Raw genomic sequence first — 24,389 nt, forward strand, 5'->3', positions numbered from 1 at the left:
GACGCCGCGGGTCTGCCGCACAAATTGCTGGCAATCGAGCTCCGGGCTATCTGTTGGTCGGCTTGGTCGTCTCACCGTCAGTCGCTTCGCGTGGGCGGAGTCGATACACGCGCGGAGCGATATCGGGCTCATCGCAGTTGAGGGGGTAGCAGGGGTTGGAAGCCGCCGGATTCGAGCAGGCTTCTGGCGATGTAGTTGGTCAGGTTGCGGAACCCGAGCGCGCTTCCACGGAGGTGTTCCAGCCTGCCGTTGATGGCCTCGGTAGGGCCGTTGGAGGTGCCGGGGCGGTCGAAGAACGCGAGGACGTCGACGGCGCGCTGGGTGAGGGTTCGGCCGAGCCGGCGCAGCTCGACCAACGATGCTGGGACGCCGTGTGCGACGGCGTCGATCACGGCTTCCATGAGCTGCTTCCCGGTGTTCCTCTCGGGGTGGCGGTAGGCGGTGATCATGCGTTGGTAGATGCCCCACGTCGCTTCGACCTCAACGTGCTCCTCGACGCGGAACACGGCGTGCAGGCGGGCATGCTGCTTCTCGGTGAGGAGGTCGGCCCCGGTGTGCAGGGTCCGGCGTGCTCGGTAGAGCGGGTCAGTGGCTCGGCCGCGGTGCCCGTGCAGGTGTTGCTGTACCCGCCTGCGACACTGGTCCAGCGCGTCGCTGGCGAGGCGGACGACGTGGAACGGGTCCATCACCGGGACCGCGTCCGGGAGCTCTTCCGCGGCGGCGGTTTTGAACCCGGTGAAGCCATCCATAGCCACGACCTCCACCCGGTCCCGCCAGGCTTGCGGCCGGGATGCGAGCCAGATCTTGAACACTTGCTTCGACCGTCCGGGAACCATGTCCAGCAGCCTCGCCGGCCCGGTCCTGGTGCGGTTCGGGGTGAGATCGATGATCACGGTCACGAACTTGTCGCCGTGACGGGTGTGCCGCCAAACATGCTCGTCGACACCGATCGTGGTGACCCCCTCGAACCTGCCCGGATCGTCGATCAGGACCCGGCGTCCTTCGGCGAGGACGGCGTTGTTCGCTGTGTGCCAGGACACCCCGAGTCCCGCAGCGACCCGACTCACGGGAAGATGGTCGATCACGATGCCGGCCAGGGCCCACCGCAGCCCACCGCGAGAGAGCTTCGCTCGTTCCGGCGCTACCCGGGAGGTGTCTTCTCGCCAGCTGCGTCCGCAGTGCTCGCACCGATACCGGCGCACTCGGACCAGCAGTGTCGTGGGACGGTGTCCGAACGGTTCGTGCGCCAGCCGCCGCGTCAGCGTCCCACGTGATGTCGCTTCCGCACCGCACCGGTGGCACCACGGATCTGAGGTGGTGAGTCGGCACTCGATGACCGCTTCGTCATGGTCGAGTCGTTGACCGACCGCGGTCAGGCCGAGTTCATTGAGACGGCAGAACGTCGTCAAGTCAGGGGTTGCGAAGGTAGCGTGGAGCACGTCGAGGTCTTTCGGGTGGCCGGTGTAGGAACCTTCATCTTGGAAGGCCTCGACCTACTTCCCCGACTCGACGCGCCAGCCGTCACACCCCGGCTGCTACCCCCTCAACTGCGAAGAGCCCGATATCGCCGCGGTGCGCGTTAACCAGCACTGGGGCGATGCGAATCCGCTTGCTCGCTTCCAGGCCCGGTCCGAAGCGTTGGCGACGCCAGTGCGCACGGCGAATGTGTGGGCTGACATGGCTGGCTGCTTCCGCCTCGACAGCACGCCGCGCCTTCCCGCCGCGGTACGTAGCTCCGACGTTGACAACCCTGATGCCGGCCCCGGCCCGCTTGGCGTCTCGCTTGAATGCTGGCGTCGAGATCAGTGTGTCGACGTCCGCCGGTGCCATCCCGAGCGGAATCTCTGTGCTGCTGTCCGGCTCATGCCACTGCGCCCAAGCGACGACCGCCGTGAGGTTGTCGATGACATCACGGTACTGGGTCAGGGCGCGGGAAGCAGGAATGACGAAGCGCCCGAGGGATGCGCCGTAGGCACCGCGGACCGTGAGGCACCACGCAAACATGTCGTCAGGACGTCCGAGGCTGTCCGCGAGCAGCAGCACGCCCTCGACCTGCGCGCCAAAGGAAGCGATTATCTCGTCGAGATCAGGAACGGGCGAGTCGAAGTGGTTGGCCCGGCTCCGCGCGTTGACCAAATCGCGGATGGGCTCGTCGCGATGGAGCGCATCGTGTGTGATCTGAGAGTCTTGCTTCCACCGCTCGGCCTCGGCGGGGGACGGCGTCCTGGAGCGCTCGAGCAGGAGCGGCTCTGCGAACGCGAGGAATACGTTCGGGAACGGCAGGACCATTTCGGCTCGGTCTGATTCGGTCAGCGGCTCCGACTCCGCGAATGAGGCGGTTTGCCCGGCAGGGAGCCAGTATGTAGCAGATGCTGTGAGACCGACGGCAGTTTGCCCCAGCGCGGTGTCGCCCGGCCTGTCAAGCCAGCGCGCGAACGCGGCGAGCGCGTATGAGTTCTGGGTGGCGAGGCCCTGTCCCGGATGTGGGTGCGGTTTCAACTGTGCGAAGGGGTGGCTAGCGAGTTCCAGCGTCTTGGCGACGCGCTGTCGCGTGTTCATGACCTCTCGCCAGACCGTCAGCATGCGCTCGGCACCGTAGGTAGCAAGCTCTGTCCTCGTGGCCGCAGACGTGCTGGGCATAGGGAGCTCGATCGTGAGTAGCTGGTTCTCCCCGGCTGGTGCAGTTTCCTCCTTCTGCCGCGTAATCCAACCGAGCGACCGCAGGGCAGCGCCCGAGGCCTCCCCGTACCGAACGATTGGGCTTGACCCCCATGCATGAACGGCAGCAGGGTCGAGGTCCGCAGCGCGAGAGTTCCAGACGCGGTTGGCGAGATCGAGAGCCTCTTCGAGGCTCTCGATCTGTTCCACATTGAGCGCGTCTGCCGCGATGACCTGATGAGTCCCTCGCTGGTCGACCGCAATCACACCCTGCTCGATGAGCGCTTGACGGTGGCGGGGCGTGATCAGGTGTGGTGCGACCACGCCTATGTCGAGCAGGGTCGTCAGGTGGGAACGCTGCGCAGCAGCGTGTGACAGGGTCGAGGCCGCGTGTCGCTCGCCTCGGGCGCGCTGGATACGAGTCACCTGCTCGGCACTGAGCCTTTGGTCGCTATCGGCAAGCCAGGCAGGCATGCCCATGTTCCCGCTGAACGCCTCTATTCGTTCAAGGCCCGTAGTACCCGGCGAGGCGTCGATGGCTGCGGAGCTGAACTTTGTCCATGCCTCATGAACTTTCGAGCGGTGAGCCCGCACGTCCGCGAGTACTGACCGGAGGTAGTCACGCTCCGAGCGAAGCCCCTCCGCAACGGGGGCTACTTCATCGGCCAGGGCGTTCTTTTCCTGCTCGACATCAAGCTGTAGCTGGCGCACTCTGGCCAGCGTGCTTTCCGCCGTAGCGAGAGCCGCCCGCTCCGCCGTTAGCTCTGTCTCAAGTAGCTGAATCGCTGCTTCCTGCTGCGCACCGCGTCGACCATCCGCTCGGATCTTGTGCTTGCCGCGAGCCATCAGATGATTTCCTCGACGGGAGGGAATGCCAGGCGCAGTGCAATGGCTCGGGCGTCATGGGAGAGCGAAGCGCGCCAACGGGCTTCAGCGTTCAGCTCAGCGACGAGACGTGGCCGCGCGGGGAAGTCCGGATAGGCGACGTCGGCGCGGGCGAAGAGTTCGCGCACGCCGTCGACTCCACGTACTTCTTGAAGGATCTGATCCCAGAGCCCTACGATCTCCTCGCGAATCGCGTCCGTCTCATTCGTCGCGCGACTCGAGCGATCGCGCGCCGCGCGATCGAGCGCGACTTCGACAACCGGCGCGACTAGCGCTGCCCGCTGGGCATCCATCCGCTGCTTCCGTGTCGACGCAACCTTCTCGCGGAGTTGCTGAATCGTTGTGGCAGCGTCATCAGGACCAGTCATGGCGGGTACCTCCTGGGTGCATCCTGCCGGACGAGACCGACATAGCGACCTGTACTTCGCCGTCGTTCTGCACGTTGAAGAGCATCTCCGAGGAGTTCCGGTACGGGGCGCCGACCTTGGTTGTCCTCGTCGTTCCCCCCAGTCTCGCTTCTTCCTAGGACCCTGCGAAAGCGACGGCCGAGCCGTGATCGTCACCCTGACTCAGAAGGGCGAGGACCCACTCACCGCGGCGATGCCCCACCAAGACCGCCTCGTCCGTGAACTGATCGTCGACGTGCTCTCCGCCGAACAACTGAAACAGCTCCGCACCATCGCTGCCGCGCTCGAGACGCAGCTCCACCCCGACCCCGTAGCCCCCGTCGACCGGCGACGCCTTATGAGCACAATCAATCGCTGACCCGACCGAAATCCACTTCACGATTGGAACCATCACGGTCCTCGACCGTGGCGCACCCCCGCCTGGGACAGCACGTCCGCTTGCCGATCGGCTATCGGACACCGACCAAGCCGTAGTGTGGCTCCGGTCCTGTGCGGCGCCTACCGGTCGAATCTGCGCCAACAGCAACGCCGAACCCTCACTCAGCCGCGCCTGTCCTCGGCACCGTTCCGTCCAAGTTTAGCGAAATCGAACGAGGCACTCGTCTCAATTACAAACTCGCCGGTGCTCAGCGGCACCGGCTCAGCGCCGCTGAGCACCAGTGGGGCAGAAGACCCCAAAAACAGCTGGTCACCCCGCAGGGTGACCAGCTGTTTTTACTTTGGCTGACATGGGACTCTTGTGCCTACCAACGATATCGAGAGCAAGCGCCTACAGCGTTCCTCGATCAGTGCGACTGGGGAAGCAATACTGGATGGACGGAATAAGCCGTGCGGCTGGCGTGGACGTCGAGAGTGAGCACATTTAAAGGCTGCATATCACCGCTGCCGTCGGCTCGCGTGTCGCCTTCGCGCCGTCGAACGGCTTATACGGAGCCCATCAGGAAGGCACCTGCGCAAGTTCCACGTCTAACTCTAAAGTTCTGCGCGGCTCGGGTTCGAGCTGGAAGCCGCGGATCCTGACGATCCGAGCAGGATACGGACGTACCGCCGCACCGCATTCGCCGTGTTGATGTAAGCGTACGTCGAACCGTTGTTGCCGGTGATAGTAATCGGGGCGGGGTTCTGATTGTGGTGCTGTGCGTAGGAGTATGAGCTAAGCGCCGACCAATTGTTCTCGAGATGCTCCTCACCGAGCGTCAGTCCATTCGTACGCGAGTTGTTGTATAGGGCGTTGGCGAAGTGTGCCTGGATGGCCGGGAACCGAGCGGCCTCGCTGAACATCTGGATGAGCAGGAGCAGGGACCGTGCGGTGGCCTGCCTGGGTACAATTCCAGCGGAGTAATTGCCAGGAGCAGTCGCAAGCTGCAGGACCGATGCGTTGATGTCGTTCCAAGAGATTGGCATCGCCGACCGGCCGCGACCCGCGGCCTGCGTCAGTGCGTTGTAATTACCCGCGAGGCCGATGCTGACATATCCTCCGCCCCACCCCTGATCATCGCTGAAGAAGTAAGCAGCGGGGTCCCCGGCACGGCGGATACCCGCCAGATAAAGGTTCTCTGCGTGGAAGTAGAGAGTGAGGGCGTGCGGATTCCCGCTGCTATCGTGGGCCGTGATCTGAGCAGTGATGATAGCGCCATGCCCACCTCCGTTCTGCGTCTGAAATCCGCCGTCCCACGACCGCACCGAAGAAAGGTCTTCGAGCGCCCCAACGAGGCGGTTGTAGTCCGCTGAGACCTGGCTGCTGGCGTAGTCGTTCAAGTCCAGGCTGCCCGCCAGCGTCAGCGACGGATCCGGAACCTGCGCCGATGCGGCCTCAGCTCCTCCGGCGAGGGAGCCCATAGTGAGCGCCCCCACCACGAGGATTCCAGTGAGTAGACGTCGTGTGCGACTTAGTGCATGAGTAATCATGCGTACAGCATCGTGCCATCCGATGGTGCTAAGCAGCCGTAGAAATACTGACCCTGCTCAGCGGCGAGTGCATCGAAGTTCTGCCCCGGGGGATAATCAACGGAGTGCTGGCGTTCGGGTTCTTCAGGTCGGAGTGAGTGGGAATCCCGTCGCACCATTCCAGCGGGACTACATGCCGAGAAAGGGGCCGATCAAGAGCGACTGGATCTACCTGGTCCCTATGGCGGGATTCTCATCGGTGGGGTGGTCGCCTACTTCTTCTGGTGGCGCTGAGATCAACACGAGGGGAAGAAGGAGCGCAGGATCGGCCGCGACGAGGTTGCGTCGACGATCAAGGGGTCTTCCTCCCCCGGTGCTTCGAAGCTCGCGCCGTGCTCTGCAAGCACTGCGTCCGTGACGTCCGGTCGCACTTGCTCAGCCCTGTTCACCAAGACCCGTTGACGCTGCAACTCCGGACTGACCTGCATCCACACGAGCACAAAGGGAGCACCCGCCGCTGATGCGGTCGCCCGCCACTCGTCGCGGATTAAGCGGGGCGATCCGGTGTCATCGACGACGACGTGACGGCTGTCGGCAAGGAGCCCACCTGCACGCTCGTGCCCGAATCGGTTCGCTGCGCGCATGCCCTGGGAGGCTCACCCTGTCCGATATCGTCATCCCGTGGACGCCAGCGCAACGCATCACCCCCAGGGCGACACGCTCACACCGGCGACCATCTCGGAATCCGACGACGGCCTCCCCGGTACAGTGATCGACAAGGGCACCGAGCTGTTGCCCGAGGAGCACGTGCCCGCGGAGTCGCGCAACTGAGCGGCTTGGGCTGGACCCGGTAGGCGATCCCTAGGTGGGCGCGCCATCCGGCGCTACTTGGTTTGAAGGACTTCGTGCGTCGGAGGATGCAATCCAGGAGCTGAGGATGCGGAGCTTGTCATCGGTGGGCGTGCCCGCTACCGGAGTCCAGATGGTGATGTGCTGGTCAAGGACGCCGAGCGGTTGGAAGCTGTCCCAGTCGAACGTGAGTGCGCCGACTTCTGGATGGTGGACGGTCTTGGTGCCTTGCCCGCCGCCGGCAACGTGGCGCTCGGCCCACCACGCTCGGAACTGCGGATACCCGACCGAGAGTTCCCCGACGATCGCCGCCAGGCGTGGGTCGTGTGGGTTGTCGGCGGCTTGGGTGCGGAGGAGGGCGACGGCGGTCCGGGCCATGCTCTCCCAGTCGTCGTAAAGGTCTCTTGCTCGCGGGTCGGTGAAGAGAATGCGGGCGTAGTTGCGGTCCTGCGGCGGACGGTGTTCGAGGTCGAGCAGGAGCGCGCCGGCGAGGGGGTTCCAGGCGAGGTAGTCGAGGTACTTCCCGACGACGAACGCGGGCGTGCCGTCCAACCGGTCGAGGAGCCGTTGTAGCTGTGGGCTGACCGCGATCTGCCGGGGACGCGGTGCGACGCGCTGATCGGCGTGCTGCGCGAGTCCTTCGACGTACTCGCGCTCGACCGGTGTCAGTCGGAAGGTGCTCGACAGGGCGCCGAGAACGGGAGCGGAGGGTGCGAGGCGTCCTTGCTCGATTCGGGTGTAGTAGTCGACGCTGATCGCGACGGCGGCCGCGACCTCTTCTCGTCGGAGTCCGCTGACGCGACGAGACCCCGGCTCCCCGGCATCGAGCCCGAGCATCTGGGGGGTGAGTTCGCTGCGTCGCGCTTTGAGGAACAGGCCAAGCTCTCCCAGGTGCGGGTTCTTCGCTGCCACGGTCCCTCCGATCGCGTCTCGTTGCAGAGATGGAGGTGCCGCGTTCGGGCGGGAGACCCGGACGCGGCACCGGCGGGTGTGACGCTACGCGGTGACGTGCTTGTGGAAGAAGCGGCTGATGTTCGCGACGGCGAAGCTGACTTGCTTGTCGGAGTCGTAGTAGTCCCAGTGGTTCCCGTCTCCCCAGGCGAGTTCCTTCTCGCCCTGCACGGCCTCGTAGAGTGCCTTCGCGTTCTCGGGCATCGCGGACTCGTCGGAGTGCACGACGATCGTCGGGATCGTGATCTCCGATGCGCGGGCGAGGGCGTCGAAGTCGAGCCACGTCGTCCAGGACTGCACGTTGAGCTTGTTCGTGTACTCCGGGACGCCGCCGCGAGCCGGGTTGTTGTAGTAGTCGTACGCGCCCTCGACCGGGGCGTAGTTCGCCGCGTCCGGTTCGGTCTCGCTGTAGACCGTGATGAACGTCTCTTCGCCGGTCTGGTCCGCCTTCTGCTTCGCTGCGGCAGCCTGTTCCAGGCGCTCAGCGATGCCGTCCTGGCCGTACGTGGCGTCGAGGACGGCTGGGGTCACGAGGAACCCCGCGGCGGTCGCGAGTGCCTTCACGCGGTCGTCGCCAGCGGCGAGGAACGTGGCGTTGCTGGCGGAGGTGCACACGCCGAGCATGCCGACAGCCTCGACGTACGGCAGGTCGAGCAGGAACGTGACCGCGGCCTGCAGGTCCGCAAACTTCTCGGCAGGGACCTCAAGCTGGCGGGGCGTGCCCTCGGATTCGCCGTAGTGGGCGTAGTCGAACGCCAGCGTGACCAGGCCCTGCTCAGCGAGCTTCTGCGCGTAGGTGCCCGCCATCTGCTCCTTCACGGAGGTGAACGAGCCCTGCACGATCGCGGCCGGGTAGTGGCCGTTCTCGTCGAAGTTGGTGGGGGTGAACAGGTTACCGACGAGCGCCAGCCCGTCACGCGTGAAAGTGACCTTCTGCATGGCCCCACCCTCGGACTGCACGCGCCCGCCGACAATGGGAAAGATTCTTCCTAGGCACCGTCGACCCCGCTCAATGTCGCCCGTCACGCCGTCTCGATAGCCGATGGTGGTCTCAAGGGGTCGTTGCAACGGTGGTTGTTTCGGGTCCGAGTGGCCCCCGACCACGGCAGCGAAGATGTTCATGGTCTCACCCGTCACAGCCCAGAAATGGGCTGCCCGGTACCGGACGGAAGGCCCCGCCGGAATGACGGACCGATCCAGCCGCCCGCACCGGATGCCGGCGAAGACGTCGCAGGAACTGGTGAAACAGATCGTGGAAGCACGGTGGCGGCGTCGCCTCGGGCCGGTGCAGATCGCCGGCGAGCTCGGCCTGCCCGCATCGACGGTGCACGCAGTGCTGGTGCGGTGCCGCATCAACCGGCTCTCCCACATCGACCGGGTCACCGGTGAGCCGATCCGCCGCTACGAGCACGACAAGCCCGGCGCGATGATCCACGTGGACGTGACGAAGTTCGGCAACATCCCTGATGGCGGCAGCTGGCGGTCCGTCGGGAAACAGCAAGGCGACCGGAACCGGGCAGCGACACCAGGCAAGCCGCGCTCGGCAACCCGTGATCCGCTGATGGGTCGAGCATGCGTGCACACCGTCATCGACGATCACTCCCGCGTCGCTTATGCCGAGATCCACGCCGACGAAAAGGCCGCCACCGCGATCGGTGTCCTGCAACATGCTGTTGCGTGGTTCGCCCCGCGCGGCGTCACCATCGAGCGAGTGCTCTCCGACAACGGCTCCGCCTACAAGTCCCACGCCTGGACGAACGCATGCACGGTGCTCCGAATCACACCGAAGAAGACCCGCCCCTAGCGGCCGCAGACGAACGGGAAGATCGAGCGATTCCACCGCACCCTCGGCGAGGGGTGGGCCTACGCCCGCTTCTACGGATCAGAAACCCAACGGCGCCAAGCCCTGCCGGGCTGGCTCCACTTCTACAATCACCACAGGACCCACTCCGCCATCGGCGCCCCACCCATCAGCAGACTCACAACCTGCCTGGACATCACAGTTAGCCGATCGGCTACCGGACGAAGGTTCGCTACCGCGCGAGGTCAGGAGGCGGCGTTCTGTTCCTCTTGATACAAGATCCTGGCGAGCTCGGACAGCGGGACGTCCGCCTGGCCATCCACCGACCGCTCGGCTTCATCTACCCACCGGATGAGTGACGGTCGGCCTGTGTCGCGGACGTCACGGGCGAGAGCACGGAGCCTCGCGCGGGTCTCCTGCTGCTTGTCCGGTTGGTCCATTTTGATGACGCGGAGTGGGCCGACGAGCGCGCTGACGCGAGCAGAGGTGACGTTCATGCCTCGCACAGTAGCGGCGACCACCGATCAATCTTCGGCGCGGCCGCCAGTACGTCTAATCGGCTCTGGTCACGTCCGTAGACCGCCGTCATCTGGACGGGATGACCTGGTTCGTACGTCCGCGCGCGGTCGGCGACTCCACTGCGAGCGAGTTCGGTCGGTGTCGGCCTTTTCACAGCGCCGTGTCGTGATCACGTTTCGATAGCGGATCGTCTATCGAGCCACACGAGAGAAGCCGCAAGGTGGGTAGACTGACCTACCTAGCAGGAGGTTCTTCTATGTCTGCGGTCGCTATGTCTGCTCGTGACCGAGTGCTCGGTGCTGCTGCGCGCTTGTTCTACGCTCACGGAATCGAGGCGACGGGTATCAACTCGATCACCACCGCTGCGGGGGTGGCGAAGATGAGCCTCTACAACAACTTCGCGTCGAAGGACGAGTTGGTGAGCGCCTACATCGAGGCCAGACACCAGGAGTGGTTGGGCCTCTACGCCTCCCGCGTCAGTGGCGCAGCGACCGCCGCCGAGCGGGTCGCTGCAGTGTTCGATGCGTACATCGATCACGCTGAGCTCGGGTACGAGCATGGGTTCCGCGGGTGCGGCCTCCTGAACGCAGCCGCAGAGCTGCCCGTTGGCGCTGCCGGCCGTGAGGCCGTGCGCCGGCACAAGGAGCAGGTCGAGTCGATCTTGGTGTCCCACCTCACGGAAGTGACGTCGCCGGAGAACGCGACCGCGGTGGCCGAGCACTGCTCGTTCCTCCTCGAAGGGGCAATGGCGCGGGCAGGCCTGGAAGGCGACTCGACGCGACTCGCTCGCGCGCGAAGCCTCGCCGGAGCGCTGGTGGCAGGACTGTGAACACCCGGACGATCGGCGTTGGCGCGATCGTTGTCACGGCGCTGCTCTGGGGAACTACCGGCACAGCGGCGACGTTCGCCCCGGCCGTGGGCCCGCTCGCGATCGGTGCCGTGTCTCTGGGCCTGGGCGGCATTTTACAAGCCGTGATCGCGGTGCCGGCACTGCGCCGTGCGCGGCGCGCCCTGCGACGCCGCTGGCAGATCGTCGCGCTCGGCGCGATCGCCGTGGCGATCTACCCGCTGGCGTTCTACAGCTCGATGCACCTCGCGGGGGTCGCGATCGGCTCCGTGGTCTCTCTCGCCTCCGCACCCCTGGCATCGGGAGTGCTGGAACGTGTCATCGACCGCACTACGCTCAGCCGACCCTGGATGGTTGCTGCCGCGCTGGGCGTCGTCGGCAGTGCGCTTCTGTGCCTGTCCAAGCTCGATGCCCACAGCGGAGCGCTGACCTCGACGCTGGCAGGCCTCGTGCTCGGACTGATCGCCGGGATCACCTACGCCGGCTACTCGTGGGCCGCGCACCGCCTCATGCATGACGGCCTCGGCCGGTCCGCGTCTATGGGGGCTGTGTTCGGTGGCGGAGGGGCGCTCCTTCTCCCCGTCCTGTTCCTCACCGGCGGGCCGCTCCTCGCAACGCGGGAAGCGTTCGCCACGGGGGCGTACATGGCGCTCGTGCCGATGTTCCTCGGCTACCTCCTGTTCGGCTACGGGCTCTCGCAAGTCTCCGCGAGCACCGCGACGACGCTGACGCTCATCGAGGCAGCGGTCGCTGCGATCCTCGCCGTTGTGATCGTCGGGGAACACCTCACCATCACGGGGTGGGTGGGCCTCGGACTCATCGGAGGAGTGCTCGTAATCCTGGCCGCAGCGCCCACGACCACGCCGCAGTCACGAGCCGGCGAGTCCATCGCGACCGAGGGCCGGAAGTCGCGGCCGCGGTCCTTAGACCGGAACGGGCTGTCGTCGAACGTCCGATAGCCGGTCGTTCAGCGTACGAGCCAGGTCGCACCGGCACAGCTCGCGGCGCCTCTCTCATCTAGGTGGTCCGCAAGCATTCTCGGTGATCGGACGCTGTACGGACGCCCGTCGGGGTCGGACACATGCGATCGCGGCTGCCTGATGGCAACGTCATGGAGGTGCGCTCGTGGTGCATCCTGGCGCATCGCCACCTGGCTCGACGTGGCTCAGCCTCGCCTGACCGGTCGGGGAAATCCCCGGGGTCACAGGGATCGGACGCTCGATGGGGGTCGCTCGGAGGCTCACGGATGGGTTTAGGTCCCACCGGTACCGCCAGCGTGATCGATCTGCAGACCGGTCTCCAGAAGAGCCCTCGGCCTCGGCCGGGGGCTCTTCTGTCGGGTGCCCACGGTCTCGATGATCCTCATCCTGCTGGCAGGGTTCGATCTCCTGGTTGCTCCTCATCGGACCGGCGCGTGGCTCCCACTGGTCGTGGTCATGCCCTGCATCCTTCGGCGTTCGCCATCGAGCGACCGGCGCGACCGGAAGGCGCGGACCTGAGTTCCGGGGTCCCAGTCGACGGTCCAGCCCGGTTCACGGCGACTCGGGTCCCCGACAGTAGCCGCCGCCTGCTGGTGTTCCCGCTGAGGTTGTCGTTCACCTGAAGAAGTCGGCGTACCTCGGCCCCGTGACACCGAAGGGCGGCACGTACTCGCCGCGGTCCTCGATCGCCTCCCCGGCTTGCGGACTGACGGTGATCGAGCTGTCCTCGCGGAGGCGAGCTTCGATCATCGCCGCGAGTTCACTCGGAGGCGTCAGCCCTCGGCGTCGCCACTCCCGCGGTGACCGCCTCAAGGCATCGAGTTCCGAGTTCCCCAACTTCATCCGACACTTCCTCTTTGCGTGTGGTGATCGCGCCAGACGGAGCGGCAGCACACGATGCGCATGGACCGCAGTGCCATGCCGAACAGCATCTGTGTCTGGCCCCGGGGAGCTGCAGCCCGCGAGCGTTGCGGGCTCCGCGGAGCGTTGCCCCGCTCTGCCGTTGCGATGCGCGGCACGTCCTTCACAGACGGCTTCTCGGACCCGGTCCGGAGGACGCCGCCCTCGAAGCCTGCGTCGTCCAGTGGCGCGAAGGACTCGGAGGAGCCGAACAAGTCCGTGCGGATGGTGACCCACGCGGCGCGCTGCGTTTCGTCGTCGATGGCGACCTGGGCGACCGTTTCGAGGTTCACGTCGTCGGCCCCGGGAACGTCGGCGCCGATGAGCTCGTCGATGCCGCTGTTGTCGATCACGTGCTTCTCCTTGTCAACGGCGCCGTCGCCCGTGGGCCGAGGCGAGGTCTCGAGGTGGGCGCACCTAGCGCGCTCGTCCGGCTTACGCCGTAAGCCACGTCGGAACTTACGCCGTAAGCGCGGGTAGCGTCACCAGGACCGGTCGCTGCCTCCCGGTGACCGGGAGGCGCGGGATCGTGAACCAGCAGGGAGACGTGTCGGTGGCAGAGCATCCGAGGACGAACCGGTCAGGATCGGGAGCGCCGAAGCTGAGTCGCGACCTCGTGGTCGAGACCGCGCTCGTGCAGATCGACCGGTCGGGCACGCAGGGCCTGTCGATGCGATCCCTCGCGCAGGAACTCGGTGTCGAGGCGATGTCCCTCTACCGGTACGTCCACGGGAAAGAGGACCTCCTCGAGGGGGTCGTCGCGTCACTGATGAGCGAACTGACCTCGCAGCTCGAGGAAGCGCAGGGGGAGCACTGGCAGGTCTTCCTGCAGACGGTCGCGCACGAGGTGCGACGGATCGCCGACAGCCACCCGAAGGCGTTCCCGCTCGTGGCCACGCGCCACCCGGCAGCACCGTGGCTGCGTCCACCGCTTCGGAGCATCGAGGTCGTCAACACGTTCCTGACCGCGCTGACCAGGAACGGCTTCACCGATGCACAGGCCGTGAACGCCTACCGTGCCTTCAGCAGTTTCCTGCTCGGGCAGCTGCTGCTGCAGTCCGTCGTCCGCGGAGCCGAAGCAGGGCCCGCTGAGGAACCCCTGGACGAAGGAGGCGCCACGGTCCCTGAGGGAGATGGATCGATGTCGTTGGACACCGCGCCGGAGGTCCGTCGACTCCGGGCGTTGCTCAGCGAGGACCGGAGTGACGAGGAGTTCGAGGTCTCACTCGAAAGTCTCCTCGATCGTCTCGATCGCGAGCTGTCGCAATGAGCAAGTCGGGTAGCGCATCGGTCGGAGCACGACACCCATCCCCGCCTGGCCTCCACAGCGGAACGGGTGACCGGGCAGTAGGGCACGTCAGAGTCAACTGAACCTGCAGCAGTCCCTCATCACCGAGCCTGATGACGTGTGCGGCACGGGCACGCAGGAGCCGGCCTCGGCGTTCGGCGCGGGTCAGCCGGTCACCGCAGCCGTCCGCTTGCCGGCGTGGAAGTGCACGAGCGCAGCGACGGCGACGAGCGCCACCACCAGCGCACCGTACGCGACAGCGGTCCGCTGCAGGCCCCAGACGCCGACCGCGAGCCCGGCGCCGAGCGCCGGCACGCTGAACGCCGCGTAGCTGACGATGTACATCGTCGCGAAGACCTGACTGCGCTGGTGCCCCGGGGCCTCCCGACCGAGCGCGTCGATGATCTGCCGGAAGGTCGCGCCGTAGCCGATGCCGGCGATCGCCGATCCCACGGCGTACAGCGGGAGGGCGCCGAGCAGGGTGGCGGCCGTGGTGACACCGACGCCGACGGCGAGCACGGCGGCCCCCGCGACCGAGCGGAGCCGTTCGGGGACGGTCGAGGCGAGTGCGGTCCCCGCGATCCCGGCCACGAAGAAGACGGCGAGGACGACCCCGACCACGAAGTGGTCCTCCACGCCGAGCACGCCGCCGATGACGGACGACCCGAGCGACAGGTACAGGCCCGCGAGCGCCCACGCGGCACAGATGAGCGGGAGCAGCGCGAGGAACGTGGGGCGGACCTCCCGGGGGAGGCCCGCGGTCGGCAGCAGCGACCGGAGGAGCGATTCGCGCGGTACCGGACGGTCCTCGCTTCGTTCGCCGACCCTCCAGACCAGCGCCGCGAGCGCGAGGTCGACCGCGGCGAGCACCCAGAACACGAGCTGGCGTGGCAGGGGCGCGTACTCGACCAGGCCGCCGGCGAGCACGGCGCCGACGGCGATGCCCAGCGAGGGCACCGCGCTGCTCACGATTGCGCCGGACCGGGAGGTCGGGGCTGCGTCCACGATCATGGCCGTCAGTGTGCCGGTGGCCGCGCCGACCGCGAGACCCTGGAGCACCCGGGCTGCGATGAGCGCACCGGTCCCGTCGGCGCCGGCGAACACGAGCATCCCCACGGCGAGGACGAGCAGGGACGCCGAGGCCACCGGACGGCGACCGACCCGATCCGAGAGGGCGCCCACCGTGAGCAGGGCGACGAGCAGTGCCGCGACGTAGACCGCGAAGACGACCGTGAGGGTGAAGGTCGAGAAGTGCCACAACCGCTGGTACGTCGGGTACAGGGGCGCGGGGGCAGAGGCGGCCGTCAGGATCGCCGTGCCGGCCGCAGCGGCGATGGCGAACGCGACGGGTCGAGACGGCATGGGGGCGGCCCTCCCTAACGCAGTGATCATTGCGATAAGAACGGTAGGTCAGGACCGACGCAAAAGCAACGGATGTTGCGACAATGGATGCATGCCCTCCTCGGAACCGGTCAGCCGTCCCGGCGGCCGGAGCGCGCGCGTCCTCGAGGCCGTCTACGCGGCCGTCGGCCAGCTGGTCGGCGAGGGCGCAGAGCGCGTCAGCTTCCCGCTCGTCGCCGAGCGGGCCGGCGTGAACCCAACGACGCTGTACCGACGGTGGCCGGACGTCGGCGCACTCCTGCAGGAAGCCACGGTGGCGGCACTCACGCGTGAGGGGGACCCGGTCCCCGACACCGGGTCGCTCGACGGCGACCTCATCGGCTGGGCCACCGCCGTGGTCCGGGACATCGGCCGGATCGAGCGCGCACGGTTCCTGCGCGCGATGGTGTCGGCGCGGACGGATCTCGTCGTGCACTGCGCCGTCACCGAGCGGCGGCGTGAGCAGGCCGCCGCCGTGATCGGCCGGGCCGCTGCCCGTGGCGAGGCGCCGCCGACCGTCGACCAGGTCCTCGACCACGTGATCGCACCGCTGTACTACCGGACGGTGTTCGCCCTGCCGGTGAGCGAGGAGGACGCGGTGCGGTTGGTGGGGGATGTGCTCGCGATGGCGCGGTGAGCCGGAGCGGGGCTCCGTGGCCCGCCATGACTTCGGCTGGATGAGGGTCCTGACAGTAACGGGTCCCTCGACCCCCGGAAACATCGCACACCCCTCGGACAGGGGTGCCCAGCGCTGTCACGCTGCTCGCTAGCATCGCGCCTGAGTGAGAGTCGCTCGTACTTCTCACCGATCGCACTCTGGGGGAAGCATGGCCGGCATCGTGGCGCGGGCGTATCGGCTATCGGCGTCAGCCGCATGAGCCACCACGGACGTGGCCTGCGCTCGAGAGCATCTCTGAGTCGGGCTGCCGTCGTCACGATCGGAGTCATGGCGGTCGTCGCAGCCGCGCTGACCGCGACACCGGCGACGGCCGCGTCGCTCAGCGCGGCCCCGGGGACGTCGGTCACCGGCCACGTCGCGAGCCCGGCGCTCGTCGCCGCCGCGCCGGCATCCTCCACGAGCGTCAGCACGCCCGCCGTCAGCCGGCTCTCCGGGACGTACACGGTGGCCCTGAACGCGAGGCGCTGGACCGCGGTCGGCGGGACTGGCATCCAGGTCAAGTCGCAGGGCAGTTCGTCCAGTGCGGTCCGGAGCGTCTCGATCAGCGTCGTGAGCTCGACCACCGGCCAGACGCGACACCTCGACGGCCTGGCCCTCGACATCAAGCGGACCGATCGCACCACGAGGTCCGGGGCGGTCCAGCTCCAGGTGCCGAGGAGCCTGCTGACGAACGCCGGCGGCGCTGACGTCGCGGACCGGACGACCTGGGTGACCCTGCCCGCCGGAGCGGCGCTCTCGGCGACGAACGCGACGCCGGTGACGACGACGGCGAGCTCGGGCTCCGTCGTGCTCACCCCGAAGATCACCACGACGGCGACCACGGTCGCGGCGACGAGCGGACCGGTGTCGGCGAGCGGCACGGGGTCGTTCGCCGCGGCCCCCACCGTGCCGTCCTCGGCCCCCACCGTGCCGTCCTCCGCTCCGACCGCTCCGTCCGTCGCGTCCTCCGCCGCGACCGTCCCGTCGTCCGCTCCGTCCGACGCGTCCTCCGCCGCGACCGTCCCGTCGTCCGCTCCGTCCGTCGCGTCCGCCGCCCCGGACGTCGCCGCGCAGACGGGGTCCCTCTCGTGGACCTACCCGATGGCGGTCCCGCCTGCGGCCGCGGGCCCGACCCCGCACCTCGCGCTCGCCTACGACTCGCAGTCGGTCGACCGCGAGACGGGTTCCACGAACAACCAGCCCTCGGCGATCGGCGACGGTTGGAGCCTCACCGGCGGCGGCTCCATCCAGCGACAGTACGTCTCGTGCTCGCGGGACGACAGCGCGGCCGTCGCGACCTCCGGCGACCTCTGCTGGAGGACCGACAACGCGACCCTCGAGCTCGACGGTCACAGCACGCCCCTGGTCCGCGACAGCGCGACGGGTGCGTGGCACCTGCAGGCCGACGACGGGTCCCGCCTCGAGCACCTGGTCGGGACGGCGCACGGCTGCGCCGCGAACGGGACGTCGGACACCGACTGCTGGCGCCTCACGACCACCGACGGCACCCAGTACTGGTTCGGGCTGAACGAGCTGCCCGGCTGGGCCAAGGGCAAGGCCACCACGAACTCCGCCTGGACGGTCCCCGTGTTCGGGAATGGCGCCGGTGAGCCCTGCCACGCGTCGACCTTCGCGTCGTCCTCGTGCATGCAGGCGTGGCGGTGGAACCTCGACTACGTCGTCGACACGCACGGCAACGCCGAGGCGTACTACTACGACGCCGAGACGAACAGCTACGGGAAGGACGGCAGCAGCACCACCTCGTACATCCGCGGCGGACAGCTCGACCACGTCGACTACGGCCTGACCAGGAGCACGGTGTACTCGTCGAACGCGGCCACGGCCCGGGCCTCGTTCGGTTACGACGCCTACGGCCGGTGCAGCGACACCACGCACAAGACGTGCACCAAGGAGAGCATCACCGCGGCGGCGACCAAGCCGGCCACCGCCTCCGCCTACCCCGATGTGCCCTGGGACCAGTCGTGCAGCGCCAGCTGCTCCGCGCACCGCGTTCCCACGTTCTGGACCGACGCGATGCTCGACACCGTCACCACGAGCGTCCGTTCGGGTTCGGGCTCCGCGACCGTCGACAAGTGGACCCTGTCGCACTCGTTCCCCTCGCCCGGCGACGGCACGAGCGCGGCCCTCTGGCTGACCCAGGTGCAACACACCGGGTACGCCGGGAGCACGAGCATCAGTGAGCCCGCGACCAGGTTCGCGGGTGTCCGGATGCAGAACCGGGTGTCCGCGACGGGCGGGCTGGCGCCGCTCGACAAGTGGCGGATCTCGTCGATCACCGCCGCGACGGGCGCGGTGACCTCGGTGAACTACTCCGCACAGCAGTGCACCGCAGCGCAGGCATCGGCGATCGAGGCGGCAGCGGCGAGCAACGACGAGCGGTGCTTCCCGCAGCCGTGGGCATCGTCCGTGGTGCCGGCGGCCGCAGCGCGCCAGGACCTGTTCCACGAGTACGTGGTCACGAGCGTCGTCCGCGACCCGAGGACCGGCGGCGGGAACGACCCCGCGCAGGAGACCGACTACGTCTACACCGGAACACCGGCCTGGAGGTACGACACGAGTCCGTCGACGCCGGTCGCGCAGCGCACGTGGTCGGTCCCGGCGGGCTTCGACCGGGTCGAGGTGCGCGAGGGCGCGCCCACGACACCGGCGGCCCAGAAGACCACGGACTACACGTTCTTCCGGGGCCTCGACGGCGATCGCGCTGCCGCCAGCGGTGGGACGAAGACCGTCGCCGTCACCGGGAGGACGATCCCTGACTCGCGGTGGTTCGCGGGTCGGGTGTACGAGGAGAAGGACCTCGACGGGGTCGGCGGCTCGCTGTTGTCCGACACCGTGCACACACCGTGGGCCGGGAGCGTCGAAGCGGACGACGGTCTCGACACGGCCCGGGTCGTTGCGGACGGGAACAGCACCACCACGGAGCCGATCGCGTCCGGTGGGAGCCGCACCACCCAGACCACGGCGACCTACGACGCCCACGGGGACCCGACGTCCGTGACCACCGCGACGTCGGACGCCGGCACCACGTGTGTCACGACGTCCTACGCGCCGGCGAACACCGACGCCTGGATCGTCGACCTGCCACAGGAGGTGACGGAGACCGGCGCTGCCTGCGGTGGCGACCCGGGCCTCCCGGCCGATGTGGTGTCGGACACCGAGACGAGCTATGACGGGCACGCGTTCGGCGCCGTGCCGACGGTCGGCGACGCGACGTCCACCCGGAAGGTCACGTCGTACAGCGGGTCCACACCCGTGTGGACGACGACCGACACGAGCACGTACGACGCACTCGGTCGGCGGACCAGCTCCCGTGACGCGCTCGGTCGGACGACCACGACCGCGTACACGCCGGCGGTCGGCGGGCCGGTCACGCGCGTGACCACGACCAACCCGATGGGCTGGACGAGCACCACCGGGTACGACGGCACGCGCGGTGAGGTCCTCACGCAGACCGCGGCGGACGGCGGTCTCACCACGACCACGTACGACGCCCTCGGGCGCCGTACCGACGTGTGGCTGCCCGGTCGGCCGCGCGCGACGTACCCGACGTCGCCGTCCTCGGCCTACGCCTACACCGAGTCGCAGACCGCGCCGTCCGCGGTCGCCACCACGACCCTGAACGCCACGACGAGCGTGACGACCGACACCCTGTTCGACGGCCTCGGGCAGCAGGTCCAGACGCAGGCCCCGTCGCCCTCCGGCGGCTCGATCGTCACCGACGACCAGTACGACGCCCAGGGGCGCGTGGTCGTCGTCGACCACGACTACTGGGCGAGTGCGGTGGCGCCGTCGGCCAAGCTGTTCGTGCCCGCGAACCAGCAGCAGATCCAGTCCTCGACCCAGACGCAGTACGACGCGGCCGGCCGCACGCTGGTGACGGCCACGCGGTCCTTCGGCAAGGAGCTGTACCGGACGACGGACACCTACCCGGGGAGCGACGAGGTCGTCACCACGCCGCCGAGCGGTGGGATCCCGACGGCGACCTCCACGGATTCCTTCGGGCGGCGGACGAAGCTCGTGCAGTACCTGGGCAGCACCCCGTCGAGCAGCACGGGGGCCGACACGACGACGTACGGGTACGACGCCGCCGGGCAGATGACGTCGATGACCGATCCGGCCGGCAACGAGTCGCGGTGGACCTACGACCTCCAGGGCGACCAGGTGTCCGCCGTCGACCCCGACTCCGGGACGACGACCGCCACCTACGACCTGGACGGCGAGCAGCTCACCCGGACGGACGCGCGGGGACGGACGGTGGCGTACACGTACGACGACGACGGCCGGAGGACCGCCGAGTACGACGGCAGCACCAGCGGCGCGCTGCTCGACTCGTGGACCTACGACAGCCGCAAGGTCGGTCAGCTGACGTCCTCGTCGAGCTACACGGGCTCGGTGCCCGGTGTCCCCGGCGCCGCGTACACGACGTCCTACTCCGGGTACAACGCGTACGACGAGCCCACGGGCGAGACGATCTCGATCCCGTCGGCAGCACCCGCGTTCGGTGGCACGACCTACACGCTCGCCTACGGGTATGCGGTGGACGGTTCGCTCCTCGCGACCACGTACGGAGCGATGGGGGGCCTCGCGGCCGAGAAGGTCGTCACGAACTACAGCGCGCTGGGCGACCCGGTCGGCATCGGCGGCGCGGCCGACTACGGTGACGTCCTCGTGAACGCGCTCGGCCAGGTCGCGCAGATCGACCGTGGCGGGACCGTGGCGAACTCCTCCGCCTACTCGTACGACGAAGCGACCGGGGCGCTCACCGGCATCGAGGACATGACCGGCACCGGATCCGCCACCGTGGTCCAGGCCGACCGGACCTACCACCGGAACGACGCCGGCGTCATCACCTCGGCGGTCACGACCGGCGCGGCGGGGTCCGAGGCCCAGTGCTACGGACACGACGCGCTCCAGGAGCTCACCGACGCGTGGACGCCCGCATCCGGTTCCTGCTCCGCTGCGCCCACGGCCTCCGGCCTCAGCGGCGCTGCACCCTACTGGCACACCTACAGCTACGACACCGCGACCGGAAACCGCCTGTCCGAGACCGACCACTCCACCACCGGTGGTCCGGACACGACGAGCACGTACGCCTACCCGGCAGCGGGCTCCAACCAGCCCCACGCCGCACAGTCGGTGACCACGACCGACGGGACCACCACGACGACCGACCAGCTCGCCTACGACGCGGACGGTGACACCACGAGCCTCGACGGGCGCGCTGTGGCGTACGACGCTGACGGCGGGGTGCAGTCGATCACCGCGGCGGACGGTGGCCAGGTGCAGGGTGACGTCCATGACGCGAACGGCCGCCTGCTGCTGCAGGACGACCGCGTCGACGGCGCTTCCCTCGTCGTCGGCGACACCGAGCTCCACCAGGCGCCGGGGTCGACCACCGTGACCGCGTCGCGCACGTACTCCGTCCGGGGCATCACCGTCGCCGAACGGGACACCGACGGCACCGGTGCCGCGACCGTCTGGTTGCTCGACGCCGACGTCGACGGGACCGTCGACCTCGAGAGCAACTCGAGGACCGGCGCGGTCGTGCGGCGGTGGTTCGACCCGTTCGGCGTCGCCGTCAGCAGCGGTGCCGGCTGGAGCTCCGACCACGGCTTCCTGGACCAGCCGACCTCGAGCTCCACGGGGCTGACCGAGGTCGGACCGCGGGTCCTCGACTCCGCGCTCGGGCGGTACCTCGCGCCCCAGACCGTTCCCGGAGCCGGAGCCGGAGCCGGACCCGACCCCAGGCCGACGGGCGTGCCGCAGTCGGACCAGTATTCGTACGGCGCGAACGATCCGGTGACGCCGACTGGTCCGGGCGGCGCGTGGTCCTCCACGGTCACGGGCCCGGAGGCATCGGCCGGCGCGGTCCGCGCCACGGAGCCGCCCGCGGCCGAGTCCGGAGCTCCGTGGTCCCGCTGAGGCGCCGCGGGCGGACCACGCACATCGTCCTGCCCCGCTGACGCCCGGACCGCGAGCGGGGGCGCTTCAGCATGGGTGCGTCACTCTTGGTCGATCTGTGGTGATGCCGGCCGGGCGCCAGGTGTCGTCGCGCATCACCGCAGGCTCACCGACGGCATCGAGATCGAGATCGAGATCGTGACCGATACCGTGCCGCGTTCCGGTCGAGGATGCTGGGTCAGCCTCACTTGGGTGCGCTACCACGGCTGGACGATGCAGGTGAGAGCGCTGGACCGTTGAGGACGGAGGGGACTGCATGGAATCCGGGCGGTTGCACGAGGACGTATCGCGTGCCGGAGCGCGAGAGCTGCTGCGATGATCGACAGGGGACGGTGGTGGACATGGTGACGATGTACCGCTGTCCTGTGTGCAGATATCCCGGCTTGTACGAGCCGGCGCGTAATCGGTACGGTCTTCCCTCGTTCGATATCTGCCCCTGTTGCGGCTATCAGTTCGGAGTGTCGGATGACGACAGGGGCATCGATTACGACCGATGGCGGCAGAACTGGCTTGATTTTGGTGCGCCTTGGTGGTCTCGCGAGGGTCCACCAGAAGGATGGGATCTCGAGCGGCAGCTCAGGGATGTGTGAGCGTGAAGATCACGGATCTGGATCAGCCCGTCGCGTTCGGGACGCGCACGTTCCCCCTCTCGACCCTGATCGAGGATTGGGCGGCCAGGGTTCTGAAGTTCGCCGACGACTCGAGGACGGAGACCGAACGCCCGTGGACGTTCGACGACTACCTCGGCGCGCTTCACCTCCGCGACGTCTCGACCCCCGCGTAGACCGCCCGCCGAGTGAGCAGGTGGTCGCGCTCGGCCGCGTTCTCGACCAGGGCGAGTGCGCGATCGCACGCGGCCACGGCCTCCTCGGGCCGCCCGCTGCGGTGGAGCAACTCGGCGCGCGTCGCCGCGAGGTGGTGGTTCCGGGCGAGCTGGGGGTCGTCCCGCAACCGCTCGAGTTCGACGAGGGCGGCGGCGGGGCCGTCGACCTCGGCGGTGGCGACCGCCCGGGCGAGCAGGACCATGGGGGACGGCCACGCGCGGGCGAGCGCGTCGTACAGCGCCCGGATCTGCCTCCAGTCCGTTGCCGCGGTGGACGGCGCCTCGGCGTGCAGGACGGCGATCGCGGCCTGCAGCGCGAAGCGTCCGGGCGGGGGCCGGAGCGCGCGGAGTGCGCGGTCACGGGCCTCCTCGATCATGGCGCGGTCCCACCGGCTTCGGTCCTGGTCGGCGAGGGGGACGAGCGCGCCGGCGGCGTCGACCCGCGTGCTGCGTCGGGCGTCGGTCGCGAGCATGAGCGCGAGCAGGCCCTGCACCTCGGGGTCGTCGGGCAGCGCCGCCACGAGCATCCGGCCGAGTTCGACGGCCCGGTCCAGGAGGTCCGGCTGCAGCAGTCCCGCACCGGACGGAGCCGTGTGGCCGGCCGTGAACACGAGATGCACGGTGGCGAGGACCATCGGCAGCCGGTGCGGGAGCTCGGCGGTCGGCGGGGTGCGGAACGGGATCCGCGCGTCGTGGACCTTCCGCTTCGCCCGGGTGAGCCGGGCTGCCATGGTCGCCTCCGGCACCAGGAGCAGCCGCGCGGCGTCGGCGGTGGGGATCCCGCACACCAGGCGGAGCGTCAGCGCGAGCTGCGATTCGGGGGCGAGCGCGGGGTGACAGCACAGGAACACCAGGTCGAGGCGGTGATCGGGGGCGTCCCGCGGCTCCGACGGGGATGGTGACGGATCGGGCTCGACGAGCAACGGGAGCTTCCGTCGCAGCGTCATCGCCCGGCGGACGGCGTCGAGTGCACGGCGCCGGGCCACGGTCGCGAGCCAGGCCACCGGGTCGTCGGGCACGCCGCCGGTCGACCAGGCCTCGATCGCCGTGGCCGACGCCTCCTGCACGCACTCCTCGGCCAGGTCGAGATCGCGCGTCACCCGCGCCGTGGCGGTGAGGAGGCCCGCCCACCCGCGGCGGTGGGCCTCCTCGAGCGCTGCGCGCACGACCGCCGGGGTCGTGCCCGTCATGCCCCGTCGGCGGCGGGGACGCCCGGAGCCTGCCCGGAGGCCGCTCCCACGTCGCCGCGGACCCATCCGCCGACCACCGGCCGGACCTCCACCGCGCCGCCCTGCCACGTGGCCGGGTTGCGGGCGGCGATCGCGAGTGCGGCGTCGAGGTCGGGCGCCTCGATGATGCCGAAACCGGCGATGACCTCCTTCGTCTCGGGGAACGGGCCGTCGCTGACCACGCCGTCCCGGACCGTGGTGGTCACCTCGGGCGGTGTCAGTGCGAAGGCCGCCACGAGCGCGCCCGACGCGATGAGGTCGGCCGCGTGCTGGTCGTGTTCGGCGAGGTCCTCGGCGGTGGCCGGACCTGCACCGGGGTAGATGAGGATCGCGTACTGGGTCATG

Annotated in this window: 21 protein-coding genes and 1 pseudogene; 9 read left to right on the forward strand and 13 right to left on the reverse strand. The window is 68.6% G+C overall.

Annotated features, from left to right (window positions below; translation table 11 throughout):
* Positions 1 to 128: 128 nt before the first annotated feature.
* The 3 genes from DEI92_RS01060 to DEI92_RS16245 all read right to left on the reverse strand — a co-directional run bounded on the left by DEI92_RS01060 (position 129) and on the right by DEI92_RS16245 (position 3,911).
* Positions 129 to 1,439, reverse strand: a complete 1,311-nt coding sequence (locus DEI92_RS01060; protein WP_111012037.1) for an ISL3 family transposase — start codon at positions 1,437 to 1,439, stop codon at positions 129 to 131.
* 82 nt (positions 1,440 to 1,521) lie between these two features.
* Positions 1,522 to 3,504 (reverse strand): hypothetical protein, encoded by a 1,983-nt coding sequence (locus DEI92_RS16240; RefSeq protein WP_146249065.1) that lies wholly within the window; start codon positions 3,502 to 3,504, stop codon positions 1,522 to 1,524.
* Entirely contained in the window at positions 3,504 to 3,911 is a 408-nt protein-coding gene (locus tag DEI92_RS16245) for a hypothetical protein (RefSeq protein WP_146249066.1), read from the reverse strand. The genes DEI92_RS16240 and DEI92_RS16245 overlap by 1 nt, the downstream gene beginning before the upstream one ends.
* Positions 3,912 to 4,095: 184 nt before the next feature.
* Here DEI92_RS16245 and DEI92_RS16250 point away from each other — a divergent pair, with 184 nt between their 5' ends.
* A complete protein-coding gene (locus DEI92_RS16250; RefSeq protein ID WP_146249067.1) occupies positions 4,096 to 4,308 on the forward strand; it encodes a hypothetical protein in 213 nt (70 codons plus the stop codon).
* 614 nt (positions 4,309 to 4,922) lie between these two features.
* Here DEI92_RS16250 and DEI92_RS01085 read toward each other — a convergent pair.
* Together DEI92_RS01085 and DEI92_RS01090 are read right to left on the reverse strand one after the other, a co-directional pair.
* Entirely contained in the window at positions 4,923 to 5,804 is an 882-nt protein-coding gene (locus tag DEI92_RS01085) for a ribosome-inactivating family protein (RefSeq protein WP_181434583.1), read from the reverse strand.
* Between the two features lie 329 nt (positions 5,805 to 6,133).
* A complete protein-coding gene (locus DEI92_RS01090) occupies positions 6,134 to 6,481 on the reverse strand; it encodes an AAA family ATPase (protein WP_111012043.1) in 348 nt (115 codons plus the stop codon).
* Between the two features lie 37 nt (positions 6,482 to 6,518).
* On the opposite strand from DEI92_RS01090, the gene DEI92_RS16390 reads away from it, so the two are divergent.
* Positions 6,519 to 6,668: a hypothetical protein gene (locus DEI92_RS16390; RefSeq protein ID WP_181434584.1), complete on the forward strand. Its 150-nt coding sequence runs from the start codon at positions 6,519 to 6,521 to the stop codon at positions 6,666 to 6,668.
* Between the two features lie 30 nt (positions 6,669 to 6,698).
* Here the strand turns inward: DEI92_RS16390 and DEI92_RS01095 are convergent, their stop codons facing one another.
* Positions 6,699 to 7,598 carry a helix-turn-helix domain-containing protein gene (locus DEI92_RS01095; RefSeq protein ID WP_111012044.1) on the reverse strand — a complete coding sequence of 300 codons (900 nt, stop codon included), beginning with the start codon at positions 7,596 to 7,598 and terminating at the stop codon, positions 6,699 to 6,701.
* 84 nt (positions 7,599 to 7,682) lie between these two features.
* The gene (locus DEI92_RS01100) at positions 7,683 to 8,576 is read right to left on the reverse strand and encodes an alpha/beta hydrolase (RefSeq protein WP_111012382.1); all 894 of its coding nucleotides are present in this window, start codon (positions 8,574 to 8,576) and stop codon (positions 7,683 to 7,685) included.
* 154 nt (positions 8,577 to 8,730) lie between these two features.
* Between DEI92_RS01100 and DEI92_RS01105 the strand changes: the two are divergent.
* Positions 8,731 to 9,621: pseudogene (locus DEI92_RS01105) on the forward strand (IS481 family transposase); the annotation flags it as partial.
* 62 nt (positions 9,622 to 9,683) lie between these two features.
* Here the strand turns inward: DEI92_RS01105 and DEI92_RS01110 are convergent.
* Positions 9,684 to 9,935 (reverse strand): hypothetical protein, encoded by a 252-nt coding sequence (locus tag DEI92_RS01110; protein ID WP_111012045.1) that lies wholly within the window; start codon positions 9,933 to 9,935, stop codon positions 9,684 to 9,686.
* A gap of 278 nt (positions 9,936 to 10,213) precedes the next feature.
* On the opposite strand from DEI92_RS01110, the gene DEI92_RS01115 reads away from it, so the two are divergent.
* Together DEI92_RS01115 and DEI92_RS01120 are read left to right on the forward strand one after the other, a co-directional pair.
* Positions 10,214 to 10,786, forward strand: coding sequence for a TetR/AcrR family transcriptional regulator (locus DEI92_RS01115; protein WP_111012046.1), 573 nt, complete (start codon positions 10,214 to 10,216; stop codon positions 10,784 to 10,786).
* Positions 10,783 to 11,763 carry an EamA family transporter gene (locus tag DEI92_RS01120; RefSeq protein ID WP_111012047.1) on the forward strand — a complete coding sequence of 327 codons (981 nt, stop codon included), beginning with the start codon at positions 10,783 to 10,785 and terminating at the stop codon, positions 11,761 to 11,763. The genes DEI92_RS01115 and DEI92_RS01120 overlap by 4 nt, the downstream gene beginning before the upstream one ends.
* 636 nt (positions 11,764 to 12,399) lie before the next feature.
* Here DEI92_RS01120 and DEI92_RS16765 read toward each other — a convergent pair.
* Both DEI92_RS16765 and DEI92_RS01125 read right to left on the reverse strand, forming a co-directional pair.
* Positions 12,400 to 12,534: a hypothetical protein gene (locus DEI92_RS16765; RefSeq protein ID WP_258369844.1), complete on the reverse strand. Its 135-nt coding sequence runs from the start codon at positions 12,532 to 12,534 to the stop codon at positions 12,400 to 12,402.
* Between the two features lie 89 nt (positions 12,535 to 12,623).
* A complete protein-coding gene (locus DEI92_RS01125) occupies positions 12,624 to 13,037 on the reverse strand; it encodes a hypothetical protein (RefSeq protein ID WP_111012048.1) in 414 nt (137 codons plus the stop codon).
* Between the two features lie 176 nt (positions 13,038 to 13,213).
* On the opposite strand from DEI92_RS01125, the gene DEI92_RS01130 reads away from it, so the two are divergent.
* On the forward strand, positions 13,214 to 13,954 hold the full coding sequence (locus DEI92_RS01130) for a TetR/AcrR family transcriptional regulator C-terminal domain-containing protein (RefSeq protein WP_258369845.1): 741 nt from the start codon (positions 13,214 to 13,216) through the stop codon (positions 13,952 to 13,954).
* Positions 13,955 to 14,137: 183 nt separating this feature from the next.
* Here DEI92_RS01130 and DEI92_RS01135 read toward each other — a convergent pair whose 3' ends face one another.
* On the reverse strand, positions 14,138 to 15,334 hold the full coding sequence (locus DEI92_RS01135; protein WP_181434585.1) for an MFS transporter: 1,197 nt from the start codon (positions 15,332 to 15,334) through the stop codon (positions 14,138 to 14,140).
* Positions 15,335 to 15,425: 91 nt separating this feature from the next.
* On the opposite strand from DEI92_RS01135, the gene DEI92_RS01140 reads away from it, so the two are divergent.
* From DEI92_RS01140 to DEI92_RS01155, 3 genes are all read left to right on the forward strand, one after another.
* Positions 15,426 to 15,989, forward strand: coding sequence for a TetR/AcrR family transcriptional regulator (locus DEI92_RS01140; RefSeq protein WP_111012050.1), 564 nt, complete (start codon positions 15,426 to 15,428; stop codon positions 15,987 to 15,989).
* Positions 15,990 to 16,298: 309 nt separating this feature from the next.
* Positions 16,299 to 21,953 (forward strand): RHS repeat protein, encoded by a 5,655-nt coding sequence (locus DEI92_RS01145; protein ID WP_111012051.1) that lies wholly within the window; start codon positions 16,299 to 16,301, stop codon positions 21,951 to 21,953.
* 631 nt (positions 21,954 to 22,584) lie between these two features.
* Positions 22,585 to 22,776 carry a hypothetical protein gene (locus tag DEI92_RS01155; protein ID WP_111072696.1) on the forward strand — a complete coding sequence of 64 codons (192 nt, stop codon included), beginning with the start codon at positions 22,585 to 22,587 and terminating at the stop codon, positions 22,774 to 22,776.
* On the opposite strand, the gene DEI92_RS01160 is transcribed toward DEI92_RS01155, so the two are convergent.
* On the reverse strand, positions 22,746 to 24,005 hold the full coding sequence (locus DEI92_RS01160) for an RNA polymerase sigma factor (RefSeq protein ID WP_111012053.1): 1,260 nt from the start codon (positions 24,003 to 24,005) through the stop codon (positions 22,746 to 22,748). The two genes, DEI92_RS01155 and DEI92_RS01160, sit on opposite strands and share 31 nt — an antisense overlap.
* Positions 24,002 to 24,388, reverse strand: coding sequence for a YciI family protein (locus tag DEI92_RS01165; protein WP_111012385.1), 387 nt, complete (start codon positions 24,386 to 24,388; stop codon positions 24,002 to 24,004). The genes DEI92_RS01160 and DEI92_RS01165 overlap by 4 nt, the downstream gene beginning before the upstream one ends.
* Position 24,389: the final 1 nt, after the last annotated feature.

The sequence above is a fragment of the Curtobacterium sp. MCBD17_034 genome (assembly GCF_003234515.1).
Taxonomy (GTDB): Bacteria; Actinomycetota; Actinomycetes; order Actinomycetales; family Microbacteriaceae; genus Curtobacterium.

Bases quoted from the DNA above. Each gene is read 5' to 3' on its own strand.
- DEI92_RS16765 (WP_258369844.1), bottom strand. From the start codon at position 12,534: ATGATCGAAGCTCGCCTCCGCGAGGACAGCTCGATCACCGTCAGTCCG.
- DEI92_RS01110 (WP_111012045.1), bottom strand. From the start codon at position 9,935: ATGAACGTCACCTCTGCTCGCGTCAGCGCGCTCGTCGGCCCACTCCGC.
- DEI92_RS16245 (WP_146249066.1), bottom strand. From the start codon at position 3,911: ATGACTGGTCCTGATGACGCTGCCACAACGATTCAGCAACTCCGCGAG.
- DEI92_RS01160 (WP_111012053.1), bottom strand. From the start codon at position 24,005: ATGACGGGCACGACCCCGGCGGTCGTGCGCGCAGCGCTCGAGGAGGCC.
- DEI92_RS01100 (WP_111012382.1), bottom strand. From the start codon at position 8,576: ATGCAGAAGGTCACTTTCACGCGTGACGGGCTGGCGCTCGTCGGTAAC.
- DEI92_RS16240 (WP_146249065.1), bottom strand. From the start codon at position 3,504: ATGGCTCGCGGCAAGCACAAGATCCGAGCGGATGGTCGACGCGGTGCG.
- DEI92_RS01135 (WP_181434585.1), bottom strand. From the start codon at position 15,334: ATGCCGTCTCGACCCGTCGCGTTCGCCATCGCCGCTGCGGCCGGCACG.
- DEI92_RS01115 (WP_111012046.1), top strand. From the start codon at position 10,214: ATGTCTGCGGTCGCTATGTCTGCTCGTGACCGAGTGCTCGGTGCTGCT.
- DEI92_RS01145 (WP_111012051.1), top strand. From the start codon at position 16,299: ATGGCGGTCGTCGCAGCCGCGCTGACCGCGACACCGGCGACGGCCGCG.
- DEI92_RS01090 (WP_111012043.1), bottom strand. From the start codon at position 6,481: ATGCGCGCAGCGAACCGATTCGGGCACGAGCGTGCAGGTGGGCTCCTT.
- DEI92_RS01165 (WP_111012385.1), bottom strand. From the start codon at position 24,388: ATGACCCAGTACGCGATCCTCATCTACCCCGGTGCAGGTCCGGCCACC.
- DEI92_RS01140 (WP_111012050.1), top strand. From the start codon at position 15,426: ATGCCCTCCTCGGAACCGGTCAGCCGTCCCGGCGGCCGGAGCGCGCGC.